We start from the raw sequence: 23205 nt of genomic DNA, 5'->3' as shown, positions 1-23205 counted from the left end.
TCGTGACTTTCCGAAATGTGTAGGGTGAGCGCAGCGCCGTCCCGGCCGACATTCCGCCGCTCGGGGCACGGGTAGCGCGGGGCAGGCCGGGGAGGTCCTGCCGGCGGCGGGACAGCTTTCCGATTTCGATGACGACGTGCCAGCGGCGGCTGAGGACATTCGGCCAGAGAATCGTCCTCGGGCGCCACCTCGCAGACGTCCACCGGACGGGGCGGAACGTCCCCGGTTTCCCCGGCGGGTCGCGGTGAGGCGAGACGGAGGAGGCGGATGTCCATGAAGGACGGTGCGGTGCGGTCCCGGCGGGGCTTTCTGGGAATGGGGGTGGGACTGCTCGGCGCGGCCGGCCTCGCCGCGTGCGGAGACACCTCGCCGTCCACGCCCAGGGTGCAGGCCGAGGTCCCGCAGGAACTCGTCGACGCCGCGACGGCGTTGAAGGGCTCCTCGATGGGGATGCTGTCGCAGAAGCTCTACTCGGAGGCGGCGAACGCGGCTCTCGACGCCTCGATCAGGAAGTTCGCCGACACCACCGGCACGAAGATCGGAAACAGCCTGGTCCAGGCCGACGCCGGGGACGTGGTCGCCAAGATCCATGCCGAGGTCCAGGGTGGCGTGGCACGTGACCTCGCGTTCATGACCGACTCGCGGTTCGTCGCCCAGTTCCAGGCGCTCGGCGACCTGGAGGACGTGACGGACGTCGTCCAGGCGCTGACGGCGACGTACGGCGAGCCCACCGCCGAGTCCAAGAACTTCTGCGTCTTCGACGGCAGGTGGTTCGCCATCCCCTACCACTTCATCGGCATCGGTTCCTTCCTGCGCAAGGACTGGATGAGCGACGAGGGCATCACCCCCAAGGACGTCTACACCTGGGAGGAGCTGCGGGACCTCTGCCTGGCGATCTCCGACCCCGGCAAGCGGCGGTTCGGCTGGGGCATGACCGTGAACCGGTCCGGGGACGCCAACGGCATGATCGAGGCGCTGATCAACTCGTACGGCGGGGCGATCGCCTCCAACGACGGCCGGAAGGTCACCTTCGACTCGCCCGAGACGGTGCAGGCGGTGACCTTCCTCGCCGACATCTACACCAACCCCCGGTACAAGCCGATGCTGCCGCCGGGGGTGGCCGCCTGGACCGACTCCAGCAACAACGAGAACTGGCTCGCCGGCATCCTCGGCTACACCCGCAACCAGTTCAGCGTCTACGCGGACTCCAAGACCAAGAAGAACCCCGTCTACGCCAACACCCACGTCTTCGCCGACTGCACCGGCCCCGCCACCGACAACTCCCTGCTGCTCGGCCAGTCCCAGGGCTTCGTCATCTTCAAGGGTGCCAAGAACCCCGCCCTGGCCAAGCTCCTGACCCAGTACCTGGTCACCGCGCCCGCGCTCGTCGGCGTGGCGAAGGAGGCGCCGGGGCTGGCGCTGCCGGCCTGGGAGAAGGTCTGGGACGCCGACCCGTTCTTCACCAGCGGCGACCCGGCGTTCCCCATCATGCGCAAGATCACCCAACAGAAGCTGCCGCTGTCGACGAAGAACGGCCTGGACTTCCCGCAGAAGGCCAGCGCGGGACAGCAGGCCGCCGTCGGCGCGTACGTCCTCACCGACCTGATGCAGCAGGTCATCCAGGGCACGTCGCCCGCGCAGGCGGTACGGGCCGCCCACGCCAGGATGGTGCAGATCTTCACCCAGCAGGGGCTGCCGCAGTGACCTCGGTCCGCCCGGCGCCCACCCCGGCGTCAGGAGCATCGCCACGGCCGAGGCCCGGCCCCCGTACCGCGCCGGGGCGGCGACTGGGCCGCGACTGGCGGCTGGCGGCGACGTTCCTGGCCCCCACCGCGGTGCTGGTCGGCGTGCTGGTGCTGCTGCCGATCGCCTGGTCCGTGGTGACCAGCACGACGGAACGGCACGGCCAGGACAGCGTCTTCGTCGGCCTGGCCAACTACCTCGCCCTGGCCGACGACGAGCAGTTCCACACGGGCGTGGTGAACTCGTTCGTCTTCACCGCGTACGCCGAGGTGTTCAAGGTGGTGCTCGGGCTGTCCGCGGCCCTGCTGCTGCACCACCGACGCCGGGGACGGGCCGTGCTGGCCGGGCTGCTCCTGCTGCCGTGGGTGGTGCCCACGGTGGTCACCGCGTTCAGTTGGCGCTCGCTGCTCGACCCGATCTTCGGCAGCGTCAACACGCTGCTCACCGGGTCGGGGATCGGGCCGCTGCTGGTGCGGGCGCACCTGGTCGACAGCTGGCCCGCGGGCTGGCTGTCCGAGGCGTCGCTGGCCATGCCGTCGGTGATCGGCGTCAACGTGTGGAAGGGGGTGCCGTTCTTCACCGTCGCCTTCCTCGCCGGGTTGAAGGCCATCCCCACCGAGCTGTACGAGGCGGCGACCGTCGACGGGGCCTCACCGTGGCGGCGGTTCCTCCACGTGACGCTGCCCGGACTGCGCCACGTGATCACCGTGACGGTGACCCTGTCGTCGATCTGGACGTTCAACAACTTCGACCTCATCTGGTTGCTGACCCAGGGCGGTCCGGGCGACGCGACGGCACCGTACGTGCTGGTCGCGTACTCGAAGGCGATCCTGCAACTCCAGTACGGCGCGGGAGCGGCGGTCACCCTCGTCATGCTGCCGGTCATCGGCGTGCTGGTGTTCCTGCTGGTCCGGCTGTTGCGCCGGGACTCGGGTGTGGCCCCGTCCCGACGTGCCCGCAGGACCCGGCCGGCCCGCCCGCCCCGTACCACCCGCACGGTCCGCACCGCCCTGCCGTGGGCCGTCGCGGCGGCGACCGTCGCCCTGCTGGCCTGGGCGTCACCGCACATCTTCTGGAAGGCGGCGGTGCTCCTCGGGGTGTTCCTGCTGATCGCGGCGGCGGTCGGCCGGGTGGTCTCGGCCCTCGGTGCCCGGGGGAGTCGCCGGGCGTCGTCGCTGGTGTCGGGGTTGGCGTCCTGGGTAGCCCTGGCCGGGTTGCTGGTCTTCGTCCTGGCCCCGCTGTACTGGATCTTCGTCACCGCCTTCAAGTCCGACGGTCAGATCGTCATGCACGCCCGCGACCTGTGGCCGACGCCGTGGACCACCCAGCAGTTCACCGACCTCTTCGCCACCAAGCCGTTCGGCCGCTGGTACCTCAACACGGTGCTGGTGTCCGTGGCGTCCACCGCGGTGGCGCTGGTCTGTGCCGCCCTGGCCGGCTACGCGCTGGCCCGGCTGCGGTTCCGTGGAGCACAGGGTTTCACCGTCACGGTCCTGATCACCTACGTGATGCCGGGCGCGCTGCTGTTCATCCCGCTGTATCAACTGCTCATCGGGATGCGGCTCACCGACTCGTTGTGGTCGCTGGTCGTGACGTATCCGACCTTCACCCTGCCGTTCGCGACCTGGTTGCTGGCGGGGTACTTCGCGTCGATCCCCGTCGAGTTGGAGGAGGCCGCGCTGGTCGACGGCTGCACCCGCCTGCAGGCGTTCCGCCGGGTGGTGCTGCCGCTGGCCAAGCCGGGCCTGCTGGCGGTCGGGCTGTTCACCCTGACCAACGCCTGGAACGAGTTCCTCTTCGCCTTCGTGTTCATCACCAAGGACGAGTACAAGACCCTGCCCGTGGGCATGCAGTCGATGATCACCGGAGACGTCGTGCCGCAGGGGCAGCTCGCCGCCGCGTCGCTGCTCGTCAGCATACCTGTGGTGCTCATGTACGCCTTCGGCCAGCGCTTCCTGACCGAGGGGCTCACCGCGGGCGCGGTGAAGGGCTGAACCCGCCCGGATCACGGGTACCGGGCACCGGCCGCCGGCCGCAGCCCGTTCCGGTGTCGGGGCGCAGCCCGCTCCGAATTCGGGGCGTCGGCGAGCCTCGACGAGCCTCGGCGAGCGGGGGCGCGGACAGGCGAGCGGCGGCGCGGGCAGGCGTCACCCGGCGGCGTACCGGCCCGGGGTCACGCCCAGGTAGCGGCGGAAGTGGCGGGTCAGGTGCGGCTGGTCGTAGAAGCCGGTCGCGGCCGCGACCTGGCCCGCCGGTACGCCGCGCAACAGCAGCCGGCGGGCCGCGTCGATGCGCCGCCCGGTCAGGTACGCGTGCGGCGCCAGCCCGTACGCGCCGGTGAACGACCGCACCAGGTGCGCCGGACTGACGTCGAACTCCCGGGCGGCCAGCTCCAGCGTCACCCCGTCCACCGTGCGCTCGTCCAGCAGGCGGCGCAGCCGGCGGGCCAGCGCCGGTTCGGGTCGGGAGAGGGGAGCCGGGCGGAGGTGCTGGGCGAGCCCCTCGCGGATGAGCGAGAACCGGCTCTGCGCGGCGAACTCCTCACCGGGCTGAGCCAGCGCCTGGTGCAGCCAGTGCACCCGCTGCCGCAGTGCCGGCTCCGTCAGGATGGGCGCGTCCACCGCGGCGCCGATGAGGCCGGTGTCGAGGGTCGCCGGATCGAGGTAGAGCACCCGTTTGCGGAAGCCGGCCGCGGTCGCGGCCCGACCGTCGTGCGCCACGTCGGGGGGTAGCAGTGTCACCTGGGACCGCAGCACGCCGTGATGGGTACGGTTCAGGTCGTACTCGATCACGCCGTCGTCCACGATGAGCAGCGTCCAGCAGTCATGGGTGTGCATCGGGTACGTGTGACCGGTGAACCGGGCGTGGAGCACCTCGACGATGCCCTCCACGGCCGGTCGCCACGCCGTCACCCGCTGACCCGCGTCCACGACATCAACGTACAAGAGCCTGCCACGGCCGTTCCGCCGGATCGCGCCCCCGTCGGCGGTGCCGGGACGCACCGCGGACCCGACCGGCGTCGTGGCTGTTCGGTGCCGTCCCGCCGGACGGCCCGGCCGGAGCCGGGGAAGCCCAGCACGCATCCCCGGCTTGGCGGCGCGGAGCTCAGTCGGCCATCTCCGGCACGGACGGGGGGCGGGATCCAGGCCCGGCATGGTCCGGCCCGTCCGCCTGGTCCGCCGGGTCGGTCGCGGCTCCCGGCATCGTACGCATCCTGGTGAGCGGCGACAGCGCGACTCCGCACAGCACGAACACCCCCGAGCAGCCGGTCGAGATCCAGAGCGCCTCCCGCACCCCGGCCGTGGCCGCGATCAGACCCGCGATCGGGCCACCGAGCGCACCGAGCCCGAACATCACGGCACGTACCGCCGCGTTCATGCGGCCCAGCAACGACGGCGGTGTCACGTTCTGCCGCACGCTCATGATCACGATGTTGACCATCGTGAGCCCCAGTGACCCGAGGAACCAGGCGACCGTGTACAGGACGCCCAGGACGAGGGTCGGCCCGCTGGCCGCCGGCAGCAGCAGCGCGGGGACGAACGCCACGCAGAGCGCGCCCGCGTAGACCCGGCCGAGGTGCAGCCGTTCGATCAGCCGACGGCAGATCATCCCGCCGATGATCCCGCCACCCGCGCCGATCGAGAAGATCAGGCCCAACATCGAGGAGGGGACGTCCTGTTCGCGCACCGCGAACAGGATGAACATCGGCTGCGTGGCGGAGAGGAAGAAGTTCGCCAGGCCACCGACCAGGGCGATCCACCGCACCAGGCGGTTCCCCGCGACGAACGCGAACCCCTGCGCCAGCTCCGTGCGGATCCGCCGCTTCACCGTGGCCGGCGGTGGCTTCTCCTCGGTACGGATGAGCAGCAGGGAGATCACCGAGCCGAGGTAGGTGACCGCGTTCGCGGCCATCGCGACGGGCGCGGACAGCAGGTTCACCAGCGCTCCCGCCACGCCGGGTCCGGCCGCGTCGGCGGTCGCGGACGTCGCGGCGAGCTTGGAGTTGGCATCGACGAGGTACCCGGGATCCCGAATCAGGGTGGGCACGAACGACATCCAGCTGATGTCGAACAGCACCGCACCCATCCCGACACAGAAGGTGATCACGAGAAGTACGGGCATGTTGAGTTGACCGAGCCCGGCCAGCACCGGTATCAGCCCGATCAGCACCATGCGGACGACGTTCGCCCCGATCATCGCCGTACGGCGGCGGTGACGGTCGACCCAGACCCCGAACAGCGGGCCGAACAGCAGGTACGGCACCATCTGCAGGAACCGTAGGATGCCGAGCTGCTCGGGCTGGGCATCGAGGGTGATCACCGCGGTCAGCGGAAGCGCCAGAACGGTGATCTGCGTGCCGAACAACGACAGGGTCTCGCCCGACCAGAACGTGACGAAATCCCGGTTGTGCCAGAGGCTCCGCCGGGCCACGGTGTCACCCGACCCCACCCCGGCCCGCGCCGTCACGTCCGGACCTCCCGGGCCGGCGCCGCACACGCCTCGCGTAGCGCCTCCTCGACTCGGGTGCCCAACGCCGCCAGGCCCGCACCCCGCCAGAGCGAGAAGTGGTCGCCCGGCACCGTCACGGTGCGTACCCGCGCCGCCACGTCCGCCCACCGCAGCGGCCCACGCGGCGAATCCTCGCCGTCGACGACCAGCACCGGGTCGGGGTAACCGGGTTCCGGCGCGTACCGGTGCAGGGCCTCGACGTTGCGGCGGAACACCTCGAACCGGCGAGCGAGCGTCTCGGCGTCCAACTCCTCGGGGACCAGGTCGGCGCGGCGCAGCAGTCCCCAGGCCTCCGTGACGGGAGCGTCCGACGACCAGGCCCGCAGCGCGGCGACGACGCCCTCCTCAGCACGACCGCCGCCCCCCTCCGTGACCAGATCGACGGCGAACCTGGTGAGAATCTCGCGCACCGGGGGGGTCGGCTCGGCGTGGTGCATCAGCGCGTCGACGATCACGACGAGCGGCACGACGACTCCCAGCGCCCGCAGCCGCCAGGCCATGGCGTACGCGACCGAGCCGCCCATCGACCAGCCGAGCAGGCACGCCTGTCGCCTCCCGCAGTCGTCCGCCACGGCGCGGGCGTAGCGGTCCGCGAGTTCGCGCAGATCAGCGGGGGGCAGACCGTCGCTGTCGTACCCCGGTGCCTCGATGCCCACGACCCGTCGACCACCGAGCGCGCCGACCAGGGGGAGGTAGGTGTAGGCGGAGCCGGAGGCGGAGTGCACGCAGTACAGGGGCGCCGCGTCACCATCCCCCGCGCCGAACGGCACCAGCAGGTCAGAATGCACGGTCGGCCCCTGCTCCGGCCTGCTGGACCGCCCTCGCCGGCCGCGCCGCGACCAGCCGGTCCACCTCGGCCGCGACCGAACGCACCGTGGCATCGGCGAACATGCTGCGCATCCGCAGCTTCACGCCGAACTCCTTGCCCAGGCGGCTGACCACCCGCATCGCCTGCAGCGAGTTCCCACCGGCCGCGAAGAACGCCACCGCCGCACTCACCCGGTCGACTTCGAGCACCTCGGCGTAGATCCGAGCGACGGCCGTCTCGGTGCCGCCCTGCGGGGCGACGTAGTCCTGCTCGGGATCGGCGTCGACCGGATCCGGCAGGGCCTTGCGATCCACCTTCCGGGCGGTGGTCAACGGCAGGCTGTCCAGGAACACCCAGGCCGTCGGGATCATGTAGTCGGGCAGTCGTTCGGCGAGGTGGGCGCGCAGTTCCGTGGCGACCGGCTGCCGATCGGCGGCGGGGGAGGCGTAGCCGACCAGGCGGGCCTCACCCCGCCGGTCCAGCCGCATCGCCACCGCGGCGACGCCGACATCCGGGTGCGACATCAGCGCGGACTCGATCTCCTCCAACTCGATCCGCAGACCCCGCATCTTCACCTGTCCGTCGCCGCGACCGAGGAACTCCAACTGGTAGTCCCGGTTCCAGCGCACGATGTCGCCGCTGCGGTACACCCGGCCACCGGGGTGGAACGGATCCTCGACGAACGCCCTGGCGGTCAGCTCCGGCTGGTTGAGGTAGCCGCGGGCCAGGCCCTCCTCACCGCCGATCAGCAACTCCCCGGGAACGCCGCGGGGGACCAGCCGACCGGCCTTGTCGACCACGTACATCCGCCGGTCGGTGAAGGGTTTGCCGATCGGCGGCGCGCTGCGCGCGGGCTCGTGCGGGCATTCGTAGGAGGTGCAGCCGACGGCTGCCTCGGTGGGTCCGTAGCAGTTGATCAGACGGCGTCCCGGCAGGTTCCACTTGGCGACCATCTCGGCCGGTACCGCCTCGCCACCCGCCATGATCTTGCGCAGATCGGGGTACGGTCCACCCTCGACCAGCGCCAACATCGCCGGAGACATGCAGATGTAGGTGACCCGCTGCCGGCGCATGAGCGCGGCGAGTGCGGCGGGCGAGGTCCCGGTCTCCTTGTCGACGAGGACCAGACTCGCTCCGGCGGTGAGACCGGCGAAGATCTCCCCCTGGGACATGTCGAACGCCAGCGCCGCCAACTGGAGCATCCGGTCGTCCGGCCGCAGGTCGAAGACCCGACGGTAGGAGGCGATGAACGACTGCAGTGCGCGGTGTTCGATGAGCACGCCCTTGGGCCGGCCGGTCGAGCCCGAGGTGTACAGGACGTAGGCGAGCGCGTCCCTGCCGACCTCGGCCCAGGGCTCCGCCGCGGCCCCCGCCTCGACGAATGCCGCGCGTTCCTGGTCGATCTCCACGATCGACCACGGACCCGTCTCCGGAATCCGGTCCCGGACCCGGCTCTGCGTCAGCACGACCGGCGCAGCCGTGTCCCGCAGGATGTACTCCAGCCGGCCCGCGGGGTGCGAGGGATCCATGATCGCGAAGGCGGCACCCGCCCGGAGGACGCCGAGCAGCGCGACGAGCGCGTCGAGGTCACGCTCCACCGCCACGGCCACGACCTGGCCGTCGCGCACGCCCCGGCCGCGCAGGAACGCGGCCAGCTCGAACGCCCTGCGGTCCAGCTCGCGGTACGTCAAACTGTCGTCCTCGTACACGGCGGCGACCTGGTCGGGCTGCTCCTGCGCCCTACGGGCGATCGCGGCGTGGACCGGCTCGTCGGCATGGACGAGCAGCTGACCGGTGCCGGCCGCCAACAGTGCCCCGATCTCCTCCTCGTCGAGCAACGGCAGTTCCGACACCGGCCGCGTGGGCTGTCCGCAGGCCGCCGAGAGCACCTGGGTGAGGTGGCGGACCAGGGCCTCGATCCGCCAGCCGTCGAAGAGGTCGAGGGCGTACTCGACGAACACCCGCAGCCGGTCCGGTGACTCGACGAACGTCAACGACAGGTCGAAGCGCGCGCCGAGCGACGGCGCGTCGATGGCTTCCGTGGTCAGTCCGGGTAGGTCCAGAGCGGTTCCGGCGGTGAATTCGGTGAGGAACTGGGCGCAGACCCCGAACAGCGGATTGCGACCCGGGTCGCGGTGCGGGCGGAGACGGTCGACGACGCGTTCGAACGGCACGTCCTGGTTGTCGTACCCGTCGAGCACGGTGTCCGCGACCCGCGCCACGAGCTCGGTGAAGCTGGGGTCGTCGTGCAGGCTGGTGCGCAGCACCACCATGTTCGTGAAGTAACCGACCACCGGCTCCAGGTCCGGGTCGGTCCGGCCGAGAGTGGCGGTGCCCAGGCAGATGTCGTCGTGCCCGCTGTACCGGTTGAGGAGCACGAGCAGCGCGGCCGACAGGACCACGAACGGGGACACGCCCTCGCCGGTGGCCAGCGCACGGACGAGCGCGACGGGCAGCTCGGCGCTCGCGGTTCCGCTGGCGAAACTCGGTTCGGCCGGGCGCGGCCGATCGGTGGGCAGTTCCAGCGGAGCGGCCCCGTCCAACTGCCCGTGCCAGTACCGGAGCTGCTCCTCCAGGTCGCCGTTGTCGAGTGCGGCGCGCTGCGCGGCGGCGAAGTCGAGATACCGCACCGCCGCGGCCGAGTCGGCGGGCTTGGGCAGGGCCGGCTCGGTGCCGGCCAGGGCGGCGGCGTACTCGTCGGTCAGCTGCCTGAGCAGCAGGCTGGTCGACCATCCGTCGGTGACGATGTGGTGGAAGGAGAGCGACAGCACGTGTTCGTCCGGGCCGCACCGGAACAGCTTGAACCGGTACAGCGGGCCACCGGTGAGGTCGAACGCCCGGGCGGAGTGCTCGCGCAGGCCCTCTGCGAGCGCGGCCTCACGTGCTTCGGGCGTCTCGTCGCTCAGATCGCTGATCGGCAGCGGCACATCCGAGAATGGAGTGATCACCATCCCCGGCACCCCGTCGACGGTGGTGACCGTTCCCCGCAGCAACTCGTGCCGCCGGACGAGTGCGGTGAGAGCGGTCCTGAGTGCTGCGCCGTTCAACGGCCCGCGAATCCGATGGGCCACCGAGACGTTGTACGTGGCGAGCCCGGGTGCCATCTGCTCGAGAAACCACAGCTGTTCCTGGCCCACCGACAGCCGCGCCAGCCGAGTTTCCGAGCCGTCATTTGCGATCACTGCACCCGCTCCAAACCGATGAGACACCGGACAGTCCTGTCGGCGCTATGGTCGCGGCTTCCGCACCTCACGTCTTGTACGTTCCTGACCTTTTTCCAACCGCCAGCCGCGTATTTGCGGGGGATATTTCGGCCCTTACTATGTCCGGGTGTTCCTGGCGATTCAGCGACGGTGGAGGCAGAGATGACCAGCAAGGTCCTGACGATCGGCGCCCCTCTGGATGAGCTCCACGAGCGGCGGCTGAGAGCGGTGACCGCCGCCTGCGAGAGACTCGGCACGCTCCTGCGCTCCTCGGCCCCGGCACCTGCCAGCCCGGCCGTGGGACTGCTGCGCGCCCTGGCGTCCGCGGGAAGACTCGCGGTGAGCGCCGAGGACGAGGAGGCCGGGCCCTGGACGCTGGCCTATGCGCCCTCGCCGGCCGCGCTCGCCGCGGTGGCAGGCGGATCGACGTCCTCCTGGGGCGCCCGGCTGGACGCCAAGCAGAAGAAGGCGCTGCGCCGGGCACCCGGGGCGGTCTTCCGCCTACCGTTCGTCGATCCCGTGACGGGTGCGGCGAGCGGCGGGGCGCTCAGCACGTTCACGACCGACTGGTCGCCGTTCACCGCCGCCTGCGCGGTGGCCGTCCACCCGGACCACGAGATGCTCGCGGGGAGCGAGGTGCGTCCGCGTCCCTACTTCAGTGGCCGCCTCGTGCGCCATCCGTTGCACGGCGATCTGCTGCCGGTGTGGGTCGCGGACTGGGTCAAGCCCGAGTTCGGCACGGGCGCGGTCATCGTCAACCCGGCGCACTCGGTTGCCGACCTGGAGTTCGCGCGCAGCGTCGGGCTTCCGGTCCGGTTCGGTCTCGGACCGCACGAACCCGGTGCCGATCCGGCCAGCTGGCTGACGCCGCCGGTCATCAAGACCGGGATGACGCTCCGGGCGGGCCGGCACGACGGCCTCAGCCACGAGCAGGCGGTCGACGCGTATCTGAGTGACCTGATTGAGGCTGGTCACGCCGAGCGGGGCGAGTCCTTCTCGCTCGGTCGGGTACCGCTCGCCGTGGTGAAAGCAGACCCCGCCGGAGAGATCCGCTGGTCGCCCGCGCTGCGGGCGCGCAGCTTCACCGCAGAGGCCGGGACGGCCACGGCCGTGTCCGCGTCGCTGCGGGCCACGCCGCTCCTCAGCGCGGCGACCGAGTTCGAGACGGCGTCCATACTGGTATGCCCCGCGGACGCGGTCGGAGCCGACCTGCTGTGGCTGCGTCTGCTGATGTTCGACCTCAATGTCAAGCACGCGCCGGTTCTGGTGGTGCCGGTGGCCCGCATCGGCTCCGCGCAGGGCGTGGAGCCGCAGTGGCTGGACGCCTCGCTGCTCGTCGCCGGCCGGCCGGACGAGACGGTCTCGGTGAAGCCCCAGCTGGGCGAGCAGATCGGACGGATCGCGAAGGACCACGCGGCGACGGGCGTCGGCGGCGGGGAACTGGAGAGCGCACCGTCCCCGGTGGCCGGGCAGATCTTCACGGCGCTCTCCACCGCCGACTTCGCGGCTGCCTTCAAGGCGGTCGGCCCGACCGCGAAGACCATCCGCCGCGGCGGCGCGATCGGCGGATCCGAGCGGGCCGCGTTCCTGACCGCCCTGTTCGTGCTCCTGGGACTTCCGCTGCCCGAAGGGTTCTCCGCGGACGCGCTCGAAGGAGCGTTCACGATGTGACCGGGCTCGATCAGTGCCGCGGCCGGTGGTGCCCGGCCCGCCGTGGTCGGGGCCGTGGAGAGGTGAACCTTGCTGAAGTCTTGTGCGGCCTTGTCCACTTCTTGCGGCACGCTCCGGCTGCCACGTCAAGAACGTACAAGACCGGCCGGTGGGACGATCGGCATCATCGACTCGTGCACGGGTAACAACGACGACCCCCTGGGCGCGAGGACCGCCCGGCTGCTCCACGACGCCCTTCGGTAGCCGGCCCCGCAGGACGCCCGGCCGCCCGCAGGCGAACCCCGTCGGACCGGCCGACCGCCGATCGGCCGGTCCGGCACCCGGTCGACCGGTTCACCTGCGCAGGCGCATCCGCTCCACGGCAGCGCGTCGGCTGTCGTCGAGACGGTTACCCACGGTGGCCCGGTCGATCCTGGGTGTCATGATCGTCGTTGACGAACGGACTGGGGCGTCGTTACCATAGCGCCCACGAGCCCGTGCGCTGCTCGTTGCTGCGCAGCCCACCCGCTCCGCGCCTACCCGTAGTGGCGAGATCAGGCCCTGCCGCCGTCGTCGGGTAGCGGTTCCGCCTGACAATCGCCGCATTTGCGGGGGTAACTAGTGCCGGTTACGCAGTTTCGTGTCCTCGGACCGCTCGACTGTCAGGCGAACGACACGACGATCCGGATCAACGGAACGAAACAGCAGACCGTCCTGGGCATGCTCCTGCTGGCCGACGGTAAACCGGTGGCATTGTCCCGGCTCGTGGACGCGGTGTGGGACGAGGTCGCGCCGTCGACCGCCTCCAAGCAGATCCGCAACGCGGTGTCAGACCTGCGTAACCTGCTGGTCGGCACCGGTGTGACGATCAGTCCCGTCGGTGACGGCTACCGGCTCGACCGTGCGGGCGCAGCACTCGATCTGGAGGATTTCACCAGGCAGGTCGAGCTGGCCGAACGGGAGACCGATCCGGTACGCAAGATCGATACCCTGCGCTCCGCCCTGTCGATCTGGCGCGGCCGGGCGTTGACGGGGCTGACCGGTGCGCTGCTGCTGTCCCAGGTCGTCAGCGTCGAGGAGTTGCGACTGACCGTTCTTGAGCAGTGCATCAATCTCGAACTGGAGCTCGGCAGACACGCGTCGCTGATCGGTGAGCTGACGGCGACGGTGGCGGAGAACCCGTTCCGCGAGCGCTTCGTGGCGCAGCTGATGATCGCCCTGTGTCGTTCGGGTGCCCGTGCGGACGCGTTGCGGGTGTTCGACACCACCCGCCGTCTCCTCCGCGACGAGCTGGGCATGGACCCCGAACCCCGGTTGAAGGACCTGCACCGCAGGATCCTCGGCAGCGATCTGCCGCCCGCCGCCACCGAGCCGGAGGCGACACCCGAGCTGCCCCGTCCACGGCACACCCTGCCCGGCGAGGCGGTGCGGCTCACCGGCCGCGAGCGGGAGGAGGCCACGGTCCTGCAGGCGCTGCGGCACCATGCCGAAGGGCTGAGCGTGGCCCCACCGGCCATCGTCGCGATCGACGGGATGGCCGGCATCGGCAAGACCGCGTTCGCCCTGCACCTGGGCCGGCGGCTCGCCGCGGCGTATCCGGACGGTCAGATCTTCGTCGACCTCGGTGCACACGGCATAGGCGGCCGATGGGCGGAGGCGTCCTCGGTCCTGTCCATGCTGCTGCGCACCTCCGGCGTGCCCGCCGAGGCGATCCCGCCCGACCTGGAGGGACGCTGCACGGCCTGGCGCACCTGGCTGCTCGGCAAGCGTGTCCTGGTCATCCTCGACGATGCCGCGAGCACCTCCCACATCACGCCGTTGCTGACCGGCGCTGCCGGGTGCCTGACCATCGTGACCAGCCGTCGCCGGCTGCCCAGCCTGCACTCGACCTGCCAGCTGTCGCTGCCGGAATTCACCATCGCGGCGGGTCGTGACCTCTTCAGCAGCGTGGTGGGGGACAACCGACCGCTCGCCGAGACGGCGGCCGTGGACGAGATCCTGCGGCACTGCGGACGGCTGCCGCTCGCCATCCGCAGCGCCGCGGTCCGCCTGCGCCACCGGACCAGTTGGAGCGTGTCCTACCTGGCCGCGCGGCTGGCCGACGACGCGTCCCGGCTCGCCGAGCTGAACACCGAGAACACCGGGCTGACCGCCGCCTTCGACATGTCCTTCTATTGGCTGGATCCCGAACACCAGCGACTGTTCCGGCTGCTCGGCCGCATCGATGTGGAGGACATCGAGCCTGATCAGGTCGCGAGGATGGCCGGCCTGTCCGTCTCCCGGGTCGACCGGCTGCTCGAGGAGCTGGTCGACTTCCACCTGCTCAAGGCGATCGGGCAGGGCCGTTACCGGATGAACGAGCTGGTTCGGGCCTACTCCCTGCAGCTGACCTGAGGCGCACCCGGCCCCACGGGGACCGGTTCCCCGGCTCCGGTGTGTCCCGCCGGCCGTGCTCTGCCTTCTGCCTCCTCGGTGGTGGTCGCCTGCGTCGCGTTCCGCGCTGCCGGGCGTCAGGTCTTGGGGAATGGCCGAGGACCGTCCGAGGACGCGCCTCACTACGGTTGCGGCGCTGGCTGATCCAGGTTTCCGAAACCTGGAAATCAACCGCTCCCCAGACAACCGGCACCAAGCGAGCAGCTCGGGAGTTGATAATGTCGGCGCCACCCGTCCCGCCCCTCCAGACCCCGACCATCGAGGTTCTCGACGCCACCCTCCGCGAAGGCTCCTACGCGGTGAATTTCCAGATGGACGAGAATTTCGTCGCGTCCCTGCTGTGCCGCCTCGACGACACACCTATTCAGAAGATTGAAATCGGGCACGGTATCGGATACGAAGCCGAGCGGGCCGGGTTCACGCCCAGCAACATCAAACTCGACCGGTGGTGCGAGATCGCCCGGTCCAACCTCACCTCGTCGTCGTGGGGCATGTTCGCCCAGCCGGAGTTCAGCCGGCTGTCGATCCTGCGTGAACTCTGCGACCAGGGCATGTCATTCGTCCGGATCGGCATGGAGGCCAACCAGGTGCCGGAGAACCTGGACTACCTCGAGGAGGCGGTCGGGATCTGCGACCAGGTCTACCTCAACCTCATGAAGGTGAGCGCCACCCACGCCTCGGAGATACCCAAGCTGCTGAGTGGGGTCACCCCGGACATCGCCGGGCTGTACATCGTGGACTCCTACGGCTCGATGCTGCCCAGCGACGTCAAGGAGTACATCGACGTGGTGAAGGACCTGTGCCCGGTGATCGGCTTCCACGGTCACGACAATCTCGGGATGGCGAACGCGAACAGCATGGCCGCGCTGGAGACCGGTGCCGCGATCGTCGACGGCACGTTGGACGGGATCGGTCGGGGCGCCGGCAACGCGGAGACCGAGTCGCTCGCCAGCATCATCAGTATCCTGGGCGAGGACAAGTACTCCTACCAGACCCTGGCCCGCATCGCGGGATACTGCCGGGCCAACCTCGAACGACTCCCGGAGAACCGGAACCTGCAGGTCCTCGGCGGCGTCATCGGGGTGCACTCCGGCTACTTCCCCTTCATCGAACAGATCTGCGCGGAGTACGGTCTCGAGCCGGCGAGCCTGATGGAAAAGGCGGCCGAACTGGCCCGGTGCAGCGTGCACCGCAACGACATCCGCGAGGCGGCCGACCGGATGGTCGCCGCCCTGGCGGCCGAGATGACGTCCCTGGACGCCACGGTCGCTGGAGGTGCCAGGTGAGGCTGGCGCGATTCGCCGTCGAGGGCGGCCACCAGATCTTCGCCGCCCGGGACGGCGACTGGGTGCCGCTGTCCACCACCCAGGGAACGCTCGTGACCGACCTGGTGGGGGAGACCCACCGAGCCTGGATCGCGGAACAGGTCAGCGCGGGACAGCCGGGCGACGTGACGCTCGCCGACGCCGCCACCGTCCTCGACAGCGGTGACATCTGGGGCGCGGGACTGAACTACCGGGGTCACTCTGCGGATCTCAACACCGATCAACCGGTGTCCGGACCCGGCTCCTACCTGCGGCCGCGAGGGTGCCTCATCGACAATGGTCAGCAGATCTCGCTGCCCTCGCAGAGCAAGCGCGTGACGGCGGAAGCCGAGTTGGGGCTGGTCGTCGGTCGAGCCTGCAAGAACGTGAGCCGCGGGGCGTGGCGTTCGGTCATCGCCGGGGTCACCGCCGTCCTCGACATGACGGCTGAGGACGTGATCCGGGAGAACCCCCGCTACATCCCCTGGGCCAAGGGGTTCGACACCTTCTGCAGCGTGGGACCACAACTGGTGACCCTGGACGAGTTCGACGACGACGAACTACGGGCGATCCGCGTCTCGACGGTACGCAACGGCGAGGTCGTCGCCACCGCGCCCGTCTCCGAGATGAAGTACGACCTGGGCTACCTGGTGGAGTACTTCACCGCCGGCCGCACCCTCACCGCCGGAACCGTCATCTGCACCGGTACGCCGGGAGCGGCGGTCATCACGCCGGGCGATGTGATCAGGGCTGTCGTCGACGGCGTGGGCACTCTCGCACACACCGTGGCATGAGAGCGGGGGAAGCGACCATGACGCAAGGTTCCATCGTGTCGGCGGTGGAGGACGCCATCCGGAGCCACGGGCGGCACGAGGCCCTCGTCACCGGTGACCAGGTGATCACCTACCGGCAGTTCGGCGAGTACGTCAACGAGTTCTCCGCCAAGCTCCAGACCACGGCCGGCCCCGGGGAGTTCGTGGGGATCGAGGCCACGCGGAGCGCCGCATCGATCGTCGCCATGATCGGCGCCTTGGTCGCCGGCTGTCCGTTCGTCTTCATCGACCCGCGCGACAGCAGAGCACAGAACGCGAGCAAGGTCACCTCGCTCGACATCAAGGTGGTGGCCCGCACGGCGGACCCGTCACCGATCCCCGTGATCGCCACCGCCTCGACGCTGCCGTGGGGTGCGGACGAGCAGCAGCCGCGGATGATCGACCTGGAGGCGGAGGGTGCGGACCGGATCGCCTACGCGATCCACACGTCGGGCTCGACCGGTGAGCCCAAGTGCGTACTGGTCCGGTTCGATCCGCTGGCGCAGGTGATCCGGGACCATGTGCGGCGGCTGGCGATGACGACGCGGTCCCGCACGCTCCAGTTCGCCCGGTTGACCTTCGACGGCTGCATCACGGAGATCCTCTGGACGCTGACCTCCGGCGCATGTCTCGTGGTCCTCCCGGAACAGCAGCTGCGACCGGGCGGCATGCTGGGCGCCACGCTCGAGGACTTCCGGATCACCCATCTCAAGACCACGCCGTTCGCGCTGACGGCGACCGAACCGACGCCCACCATGTGCCTGCAGCACGTGATCAACGGGGGTGGGGCGTGCCGCCCGGCCGTGGTGCGGAAATGGTCCGAGGTGGCGGCGTTCCACAACGCCTACGGGACCACCGAGACCACGATCTGCAGTCTTCTCACCGACCCGCTCACCCCCGACGAGTGCGCCGACGGAGTACCGCTCGGGGATCTGGTGGGCGAGGGTGCCTTCCACCTGGAGCCGCTGTCGACACCCGCGGACGACGCCGCAGGCGGCCACGCGACCCGGGGAGAGCTGGTGCTCACCGGCGGTTGTGTGGCGCTCGGTTACCTGACGCCTACGGGCGTGCAGCGTTTCGTCGACGGGAGCGGGGCGCGGATCTACCGCACCGGCGACGTGGTCGAAGAGCGGGACGGACGGCTCTTCTTCGTGGAACGGGTCGATCGTCAGTTGAAGGTGCGCGGTTACCGCATCGACCCGGGCGAGATCGAGAGCGTCGCCTGCCGATGTCCCGGGGTCGTCGAGTCGGTGGTGACCGCCGAGTCGCACGACGGCTTCGCTCAGGCCTCCGCGGATGCTCTGGTCTGCTACTACCTGGGCGGGGCCACCGTCCGGGAGGTACGTCGGCACCTGGAGTCGGTCCTCGACGGCTACAAGGTTCCCTCGGTCATCCAGCAGATCGGCGCGCTGCCGTACACCCCCAACGGCAAGGTGGACCGGGACGCGCTGCGGGCCAGTCGCCGCGTCGAGCCGGACACCGCCGCGGCGGTCTCCGTGGCCGAGCAGATCCTCCAGCTCGTGCGCCGTCTCACCGGGACCACCGACGCCAGCTTGGCGGACAACTTCTTCGACATCGGAGGCGACTCGGCCTCGACGGTGGCCCTCGTGACGAAGCTCAAGGAACTGGGCTGGATGGACGTCGGTGTCCGGGACGTTCTGCGCGCCGAGAACCTCCAGTCGCTTGTCGTCGAGTTGTCCGAGAGGAGTGCGTGACGCCGTGTGCGGGGTTTGCGGGACATACTCACCGGCCGGCGGCTTCGATCGTGGTGTCGTCGCCGCCATGCACTCCCGGATCGTCCATCGTGGGCCGGATGAGACCTACTCGCTGAACACCGCGACGGTGTCGGCCAAGCTCGCCCGCCTGGGCATGACCGGACTGGTGGACGGCTGGCAGCCGGCGGAGGATCGCAGCGGTCGCTACCTCGCCATGACCAACGGTGAGGTGTTCAACCACCGGACGCTCCGCGAGCGATGCGGTACCGACCTGGGGCACAACGGGGTCGACGTCGCCGTGATCCCGGAACTCGTCGCACGCTACGGGATCGACGGGCTCGCCATGGTGGACGGCCAGTTCGCCACCGTGATCGTCGACCGGGCCGAGAACTCCCTGCTGCTGGCCCGGGACCGGTTCGGGATCTGCCCGCTCTACTACGTGACGGATGACGCGCGGGTGCACTTCTGCTCCGAGATCAAGCCACTGGTGCGGTGCCTCGACCGGGCCTGGAGGGTGGACATCGGCGCGATCGACCAGTATTTCTCGCTGGGGAACATCGTCGCGCCGCGAACCCTCGTGGCCGGGCTGCTCGCCGTGCCACCCGGCTGCGTCGTCCGGTTCGACGCCGACGGGCACCAGACCATCCGCTACTGGCGCTACGGCGACGTCGAGGAGCACGGGCAGCCGGTGTCCGCCGAGGAGCTCCGGGACAGCGTACGGCGGTCCACACGGGACCGGCTGCGCGCCGACGTGGAGATCGGCGCCTATCTGAGCGGTGGTTTCGACTCCACCGCGATCGTGCTGGAGTGCAGCAGTCTCCTCGACCGGCCGGTCCGGACGTTCTCCGTCGTCTTCGACGATCCGGCGCTCGACGAGGGCCGGTTCCAGCGCGAGGTCGCGGAGAAGGTCGGCAGCAAACACGAGCAGATCCGGTGCGGTCCGCAGGATGTGCTGTCGAGGTTCGAGGAGATGGTCCGTCACTGTTGCTACCCGCAGCGCGAGACCTACAACGTGGCCGCGATGATGCTGGCCGAGGCCGTGCACGCCAACGGCATCAAGGGTGTGGTGTCCGGCGAGGGCGCCGACGAACTGTTCTTCGGCTACGACTCGTACGCGTTCGACAGCGCGACCCGGTTCAAGCGCTCCGGTCGCACCGAGAACGAACAGGCGTGGGGCAACCCGGATTTCAGCTGGGAGGTCGACTGGCGTCGGCTCGACGAACGCCGGACGGCGTACCTGTCGTCCAGTGCTCTCGACGCGGTCACCGGAAACGAGTTCTGGCGGTCCAGGCTGATCCCGTTCTCCGACGAGGAGGCCCGCCGCCTGTCACCGATGCAACTGCGCTCCGTCGCGGACGTCTACGTCCAGCTCTCCGGCCACCTGCTGGGCGACCACGGCGACTCCATGCTGATGAAGACCTCTCTCGAAGGTCGGTACCCGTTCCTCGGCAACCCGGTCGTCGCCGCCGCCGCGCGGGTGGGCGACGACGCGAAGGTCGTGGACTTCGAGGGCAAGTCCTGCCTCCGGGCCGCCTACGAAGGCGTCGTCCCTGAGTCGGTCATGCGCCGGGGGAAGCACGGCTTCACCGCGCCCGACCTGGCGTCGGTCACCGGCCCGACCTGGTCGCGCTGGCGTGAGCTCGTCGCGGCCACCGGCCTGTTCGCGCCGAACTGTCTGGACCCGAGCCGTCTCGACCGGCAGGACAAGTGGGACTACCGCCTCGGCGTCATCAGCATCTCGCTGGTGATGGACGAGCTGGGTCTCGGCTCGTGACCCCGGACAGGAGGGCTCCCACCGGCCCGGACATCGCCGTCCTTCCCGGTGCGGGCTCCTTCGGTGGCGAGTTGCGCCCGCTCATGCAGGCGTTCGGGTCGCCGGCCTGGCTGGTCTGCTATCCCGGTCGGTTCGGCAGGGGCTTCGGTCGGCCCGCCCTGTCGTTCGACCACGTGGTGCGGTCCTGCGTCGACCAGGTGGTGGCCCGGCGAAGCGTCCGGCCGGTGCTCGTCGGGCACAGCTTCGGCGCGTACGTCGCCTTCGCGGCGGCCGCCGAGCTGGAGCGGTCCGCGACCGGGCCGGCCGCGGTGGTGGTCGTCGGGGCGATGCCGCCCCACCTGTTCTCGGTGTCCGAATCGGTCACCCGGAGCCGGGCGGCCCTGGCCACGTACCTCGACGAGATGAACCCGGAATTCCACTCCTCGGGCGAATGGCGGGAGGTCATCATCGACACCGCCATGAGTGACCTGACCCTGCTGAGGGAGTTCGACCCGGTCCGGTGCGGTCCGCTGCGGTGCACCATCCTCGCCGCCCGGGGCGAGACCGATCCGCTCACCACGACGGCCGGCCTCGCCGAATGGGGCCGGTCGACCCACGGGGACTTCGCCCACCGGGACTTTCCCGGCGGTCACACCGACCTGCTGGGCAACGCCGCGTTCCTGGCCTGGCTGCGCGGCGAGACGTCCGCCCGGTGGGACGTCTCCGTTCACGGATAGCCGGCCGCGTCGTCCGACGGGCCGGACCGCAACATCTTCGACCGCTCTCGCGGTGACGGTATTCAGGGAGGCACTTCATGCTGCGCAAGACAGTCCTGGCGGACCTACGGAAGGCACTGCCGGAGCGGGACGTTCCAGCGGTCGAGGAATGCGCAACACGCCTGTACGAGTCCCTGCCGTACCAGGACGACCTGGCCCGGAACACCGTCATGGTGGCCTACGGTGGCGGGAAGGACAGCGCCTATGCCGTGGCCTTCGTGCGTGCCGTCCACCTCGCGCTCGCCGAACGGCACGGCGACACCTTCCGGCTGCGGGTGGTGACCATGCGGCACGGCGGTATGCCGTACCAGGTGATGCTGAACATCGACCGGTCCTACCAGGCGCTGGGTCTCTACGACGACCCGCGCGTCGAGCTGCTGCTGGTGGAGGGCCAGCAGGTCCGTCCGTTCGAGCGGGACCGCCCGATGCCGCACCGGCTGATCGAGTTCAACCGCACCGACATGCTCATGTCCGGGCACCGCAGCTACGGCGACGGGCGCGCCACCTTCTGTAACGCCTGCAACCTGAACGTGGCCAGCTCCTTCGGCGTCGCGGCCCGGCACGGGGACGGGGTCGACCTGATCATCACCGGTGACTCCCCCCAGGAGCAGCGGGACTACGCCCTGTGGATTCGCAAGCTGTCCCGGGAGGCCGGCGTGAAACCGGCGGACAGCAGGAAGGGCTTCAAGGGCACCCTGGAGACGCTCAACGGGCTCGCCATCGCCTACTTCCGCGAGATTCACGGCGCCGACGACGTCGATCGGATCCAGGAGCGCGCGGTGGTCTCGGACGTTCCGGCCACCCTGCAGTTCTTCTCGATCTACGACTACACGAGCTACGCCTCGGGCGCGCACTGGCGGCTGCTCTCGGACTTCCTGCACTTCGTGTTCGACGAGGTTGCCTTCAACTTCACCGAATCCGACTGCGCGAATCCGCTGATCATGGCGCACCTGCGCGGGCTGCGGACCGAGCGGGTGTACCAGCGCTCCTACCGCGAGGGTGTGGGACAGTACGTCGACTTCGCCCTGGGCCTGATGCGTCGCAAGAACTTCCCGGAACACCTGGTCGAGGAGATGCGCCTGCGGTACGACACCGAGGAGGGCATCGAGCGCACCCGCAGAACGGCGACCGAGTACGCCGAGGACGCGTTCGGTCTCACCACCACGCAGCTGGTCTGCATGGTCTATTCACCGTTCGCCGCGGGCGCGACCCACCTGCACGAGTTCCTGGCCGGTGAGCACCCGGACCTGCTGATGGACGAGGACGGCATCCGTGCCGTGCTGGCCGGCTCCGACAACCGCACCCTCGTGCCGCGTCTGGAGCGCATCAGCGGCCTGAGCGTGAACGACCTGCGGGTCCTGCACGACGGGGTGCTGTGGTCACCGCGGACGGACGTCTCCGACCAGGCGCGGGTTCTCCAGCGGGTGATGACGACCGACCCGCACCAGAAGGTGATCACCGCGAAGCGCAACCCCGCGGGCGACGAGATGGTGGACCGGGTCGCCGGCCGCTGACCGGCGGCCGTACCGCAGAGCGTTCCTGGAGGGTGGATGGATCTCGGTATTGCCGGACGGACGGCTCTGGTCTGTGCGTCGACGGGCGGTCTCGGCCGGGCGATAGCCGAGCAGCTGGCCGCCGAAGGCGCGCGTACGGTGATCTGCGGTCGCCGGGAGGCACTCGCGAAGCAGATTGCCGCCACGCTGCCGCGCGCCGTCGGCGTCGGCGTCGATCTCCTCGCCGACGACGGACCGGCCGAGCTGTTCGCGGCGACGGTCGCGGCATTCTCCGCACCGGACATCCTGGTGCTCAACGGGCCCGGTCCCCGGCCGGACGCGGCGGCGGACATCGGTGTCGACGCGGTGGACGCGGCGCTCGATGCGTTGGTGCGGCAGCACGTCAGGTTGGTGTCGCACGCGCTGCCGGTCATGCGGAGGAGGCGCTGGGGGCGGATTCTCGCGGTGGGTTCGAGCGGGGTCGTGGCCCCGTTGCCGAACCTCGCGCTGTCGAACCTGGGCCGCGCGGCGCTCGCCGGTTACCTCAAGACGCTGGCCGCCGAGGTGGCTGCGGACGGCGTCACGGTGAACATGCTCCTGCCGGGTCGCATCGAGACCGAGCGGACGGCGGCGGTCGACGCGGCCAACGCCCGGCGAAGCGGCCGCACCGTCGCCGATACCAGGGAGCTCTCCGTCGCCACGATCCCGGCGCGCCGGTACGGCCGCCCGGCGGAGTTCGCGGCGACCGCCGCGTTCCTCTGTGGAGCGCCGGCCTCGTACATCACCGGGACCGCGCTACGGTGCGACGGCGGCCTGGTCCGCAGCCTGTAGCCCGGTTCGGGCGCACACCGACGGCAGGAACGGGAATCGCCGGCGCGGCCCCGTTCCTGCCGTCGCGGTGCCCGCCGGCACCATCCTGCGCCGCCTGTTCGACGCCGCCGGTGCCGGCCATCGTGAGGCGGGCGACTCAGACACGTCCGCGGTCGACGACCTGCCCGCGCCACCC

The 23205-nt window shown here is 70.2% G+C and carries 15 protein-coding genes; 11 read left to right on the top strand and 4 right to left on the bottom strand.

Features of this window, described 5'->3' with window-relative positions:
• Positions 1–267 precede the first annotated feature (267 nt).
• Complete coding sequence (locus O7625_RS25940; protein WP_282342334.1) at positions 268–1704, top strand: extracellular solute-binding protein; 1437 nt, start codon at positions 268–270, stop codon at positions 1702–1704.
• Positions 1701–3737 carry an ABC transporter permease subunit gene (locus tag O7625_RS25935; RefSeq protein ID WP_282342332.1) on the top strand — a complete coding sequence of 679 codons (2037 nt, stop codon included), beginning with the start codon at positions 1701–1703 and terminating at the stop codon, positions 3735–3737. The genes O7625_RS25940 and O7625_RS25935 overlap by 4 nt, the downstream gene beginning before the upstream one ends.
• 153 nt (positions 3738–3890) lie before the next feature.
• Here O7625_RS25935 and O7625_RS25930 read toward each other — a convergent pair whose 3' ends face one another.
• The 4 genes from O7625_RS25930 to O7625_RS25915 all read right to left on the bottom strand — a co-directional run bounded on the left by O7625_RS25930 (position 3891) and on the right by O7625_RS25915 (position 10197).
• On the bottom strand, positions 3891–4673 hold the full coding sequence (locus tag O7625_RS25930) for an AraC family transcriptional regulator (RefSeq protein WP_282342330.1): 783 nt from the start codon (positions 4671–4673) through the stop codon (positions 3891–3893).
• Between the two features lie 175 nt (positions 4674–4848).
• Complete coding sequence (locus tag O7625_RS25925) at positions 4849–6210, bottom strand: MFS transporter (RefSeq protein WP_282342328.1); 1362 nt, start codon at positions 6208–6210, stop codon at positions 4849–4851.
• Positions 6207–7040, bottom strand: a complete 834-nt coding sequence (locus tag O7625_RS25920; RefSeq protein ID WP_282342326.1) for an alpha/beta fold hydrolase — start codon at positions 7038–7040, stop codon at positions 6207–6209. Before O7625_RS25920 ends, O7625_RS25925 begins: the two co-directional genes overlap by 4 nt.
• Positions 7030–10197 carry an amino acid adenylation domain-containing protein gene (locus O7625_RS25915; RefSeq protein WP_282347092.1) on the bottom strand — a complete coding sequence of 1056 codons (3168 nt, stop codon included), beginning with the start codon at positions 10195–10197 and terminating at the stop codon, positions 7030–7032. The genes O7625_RS25920 and O7625_RS25915 overlap by 11 nt, the downstream gene beginning before the upstream one ends.
• Positions 10198–10425: 228 nt before the next feature.
• Between O7625_RS25915 and O7625_RS25910 the strand changes: the two genes are divergently transcribed.
• The 9 genes from O7625_RS25910 (at position 10426) to O7625_RS25870 (ending at position 23030) form a co-directional block, all read left to right on the top strand.
• Positions 10426–11934: a hypothetical protein gene (locus O7625_RS25910; protein ID WP_282342324.1), complete on the top strand. Its 1509-nt coding sequence runs from the start codon at positions 10426–10428 to the stop codon at positions 11932–11934.
• Between the two features lie 699 nt (positions 11935–12633).
• Positions 12634–14307, top strand: coding sequence for a BTAD domain-containing putative transcriptional regulator (locus O7625_RS25905; protein WP_282342322.1), 1674 nt, complete (start codon positions 12634–12636; stop codon positions 14305–14307).
• 257 nt (positions 14308–14564) lie between these two features.
• A complete protein-coding gene (locus tag O7625_RS25900; protein WP_282342320.1) occupies positions 14565–15632 on the top strand; it encodes a hypothetical protein in 1068 nt (355 codons plus the stop codon).
• Complete coding sequence (locus tag O7625_RS25895) at positions 15629–16444, top strand: fumarylacetoacetate hydrolase family protein (RefSeq protein ID WP_282342318.1); 816 nt, start codon at positions 15629–15631, stop codon at positions 16442–16444. Before O7625_RS25900 ends, O7625_RS25895 begins: the two co-directional genes overlap by 4 nt.
• A gap of 17 nt (positions 16445–16461) precedes the next feature.
• Positions 16462–18177: a non-ribosomal peptide synthetase gene (locus tag O7625_RS25890; RefSeq protein WP_282342317.1), complete on the top strand. Its 1716-nt coding sequence runs from the start codon at positions 16462–16464 to the stop codon at positions 18175–18177.
• Complete coding sequence (asnB, locus tag O7625_RS25885) at positions 18107–19951, top strand: asparagine synthase (glutamine-hydrolyzing) (protein WP_348773971.1); 1845 nt, start codon at positions 18107–18109, stop codon at positions 19949–19951. The genes O7625_RS25890 and asnB overlap by 71 nt, the downstream gene beginning before the upstream one ends.
• Positions 19948–20667, top strand: a complete 720-nt coding sequence (locus O7625_RS25880; RefSeq protein WP_282342314.1) for an alpha/beta fold hydrolase — start codon at positions 19948–19950, stop codon at positions 20665–20667. The genes asnB and O7625_RS25880 overlap by 4 nt, the downstream gene beginning before the upstream one ends.
• Before the next feature lie 77 nt (positions 20668–20744).
• Positions 20745–22220 (top strand): hypothetical protein, encoded by a 1476-nt coding sequence (locus O7625_RS25875; protein ID WP_282342313.1) that lies wholly within the window; start codon positions 20745–20747, stop codon positions 22218–22220.
• A gap of 36 nt (positions 22221–22256) precedes the next feature.
• On the top strand, positions 22257–23030 hold the full coding sequence (locus tag O7625_RS25870) for an SDR family oxidoreductase (RefSeq protein WP_282342311.1): 774 nt from the start codon (positions 22257–22259) through the stop codon (positions 23028–23030).
• Positions 23031–23205: the final 175 nt, after the last annotated feature.

The organism is Micromonospora sp. WMMD714, from assembly GCF_029581315.1.
GTDB lineage: Bacteria > Actinomycetota > Actinomycetes > Mycobacteriales > Micromonosporaceae > Micromonospora > Micromonospora rifamycinica.
This window is presented reverse-complemented; position numbering and strand designations above follow the sequence as displayed.

Excerpts from the sequence above, each read along its gene's own strand:
- O7625_RS25875 (WP_282342313.1), top strand. The coding sequence starts at position 20,745 with ATGCTGCGCAAGACAGTCCTGGCGGACCTACGGAAGGCACTGCCGGAG.
- O7625_RS25900 (WP_282342320.1), top strand. The coding sequence starts at position 14,565 with ATGTCGGCGCCACCCGTCCCGCCCCTCCAGACCCCGACCATCGAGGTT.
- O7625_RS25940 (WP_282342334.1), top strand. The coding sequence starts at position 268 with ATGTCCATGAAGGACGGTGCGGTGCGGTCCCGGCGGGGCTTTCTGGGA.
- O7625_RS25905 (WP_282342322.1), top strand. The coding sequence starts at position 12,634 with ATGCTCCTGCTGGCCGACGGTAAACCGGTGGCATTGTCCCGGCTCGTG.
- O7625_RS25890 (WP_282342317.1), top strand. The coding sequence starts at position 16,462 with ATGACGCAAGGTTCCATCGTGTCGGCGGTGGAGGACGCCATCCGGAGC.
- O7625_RS25870 (WP_282342311.1), top strand. The coding sequence starts at position 22,257 with ATGGATCTCGGTATTGCCGGACGGACGGCTCTGGTCTGTGCGTCGACG.
- O7625_RS25910 (WP_282342324.1), top strand. The coding sequence starts at position 10,426 with ATGACCAGCAAGGTCCTGACGATCGGCGCCCCTCTGGATGAGCTCCAC.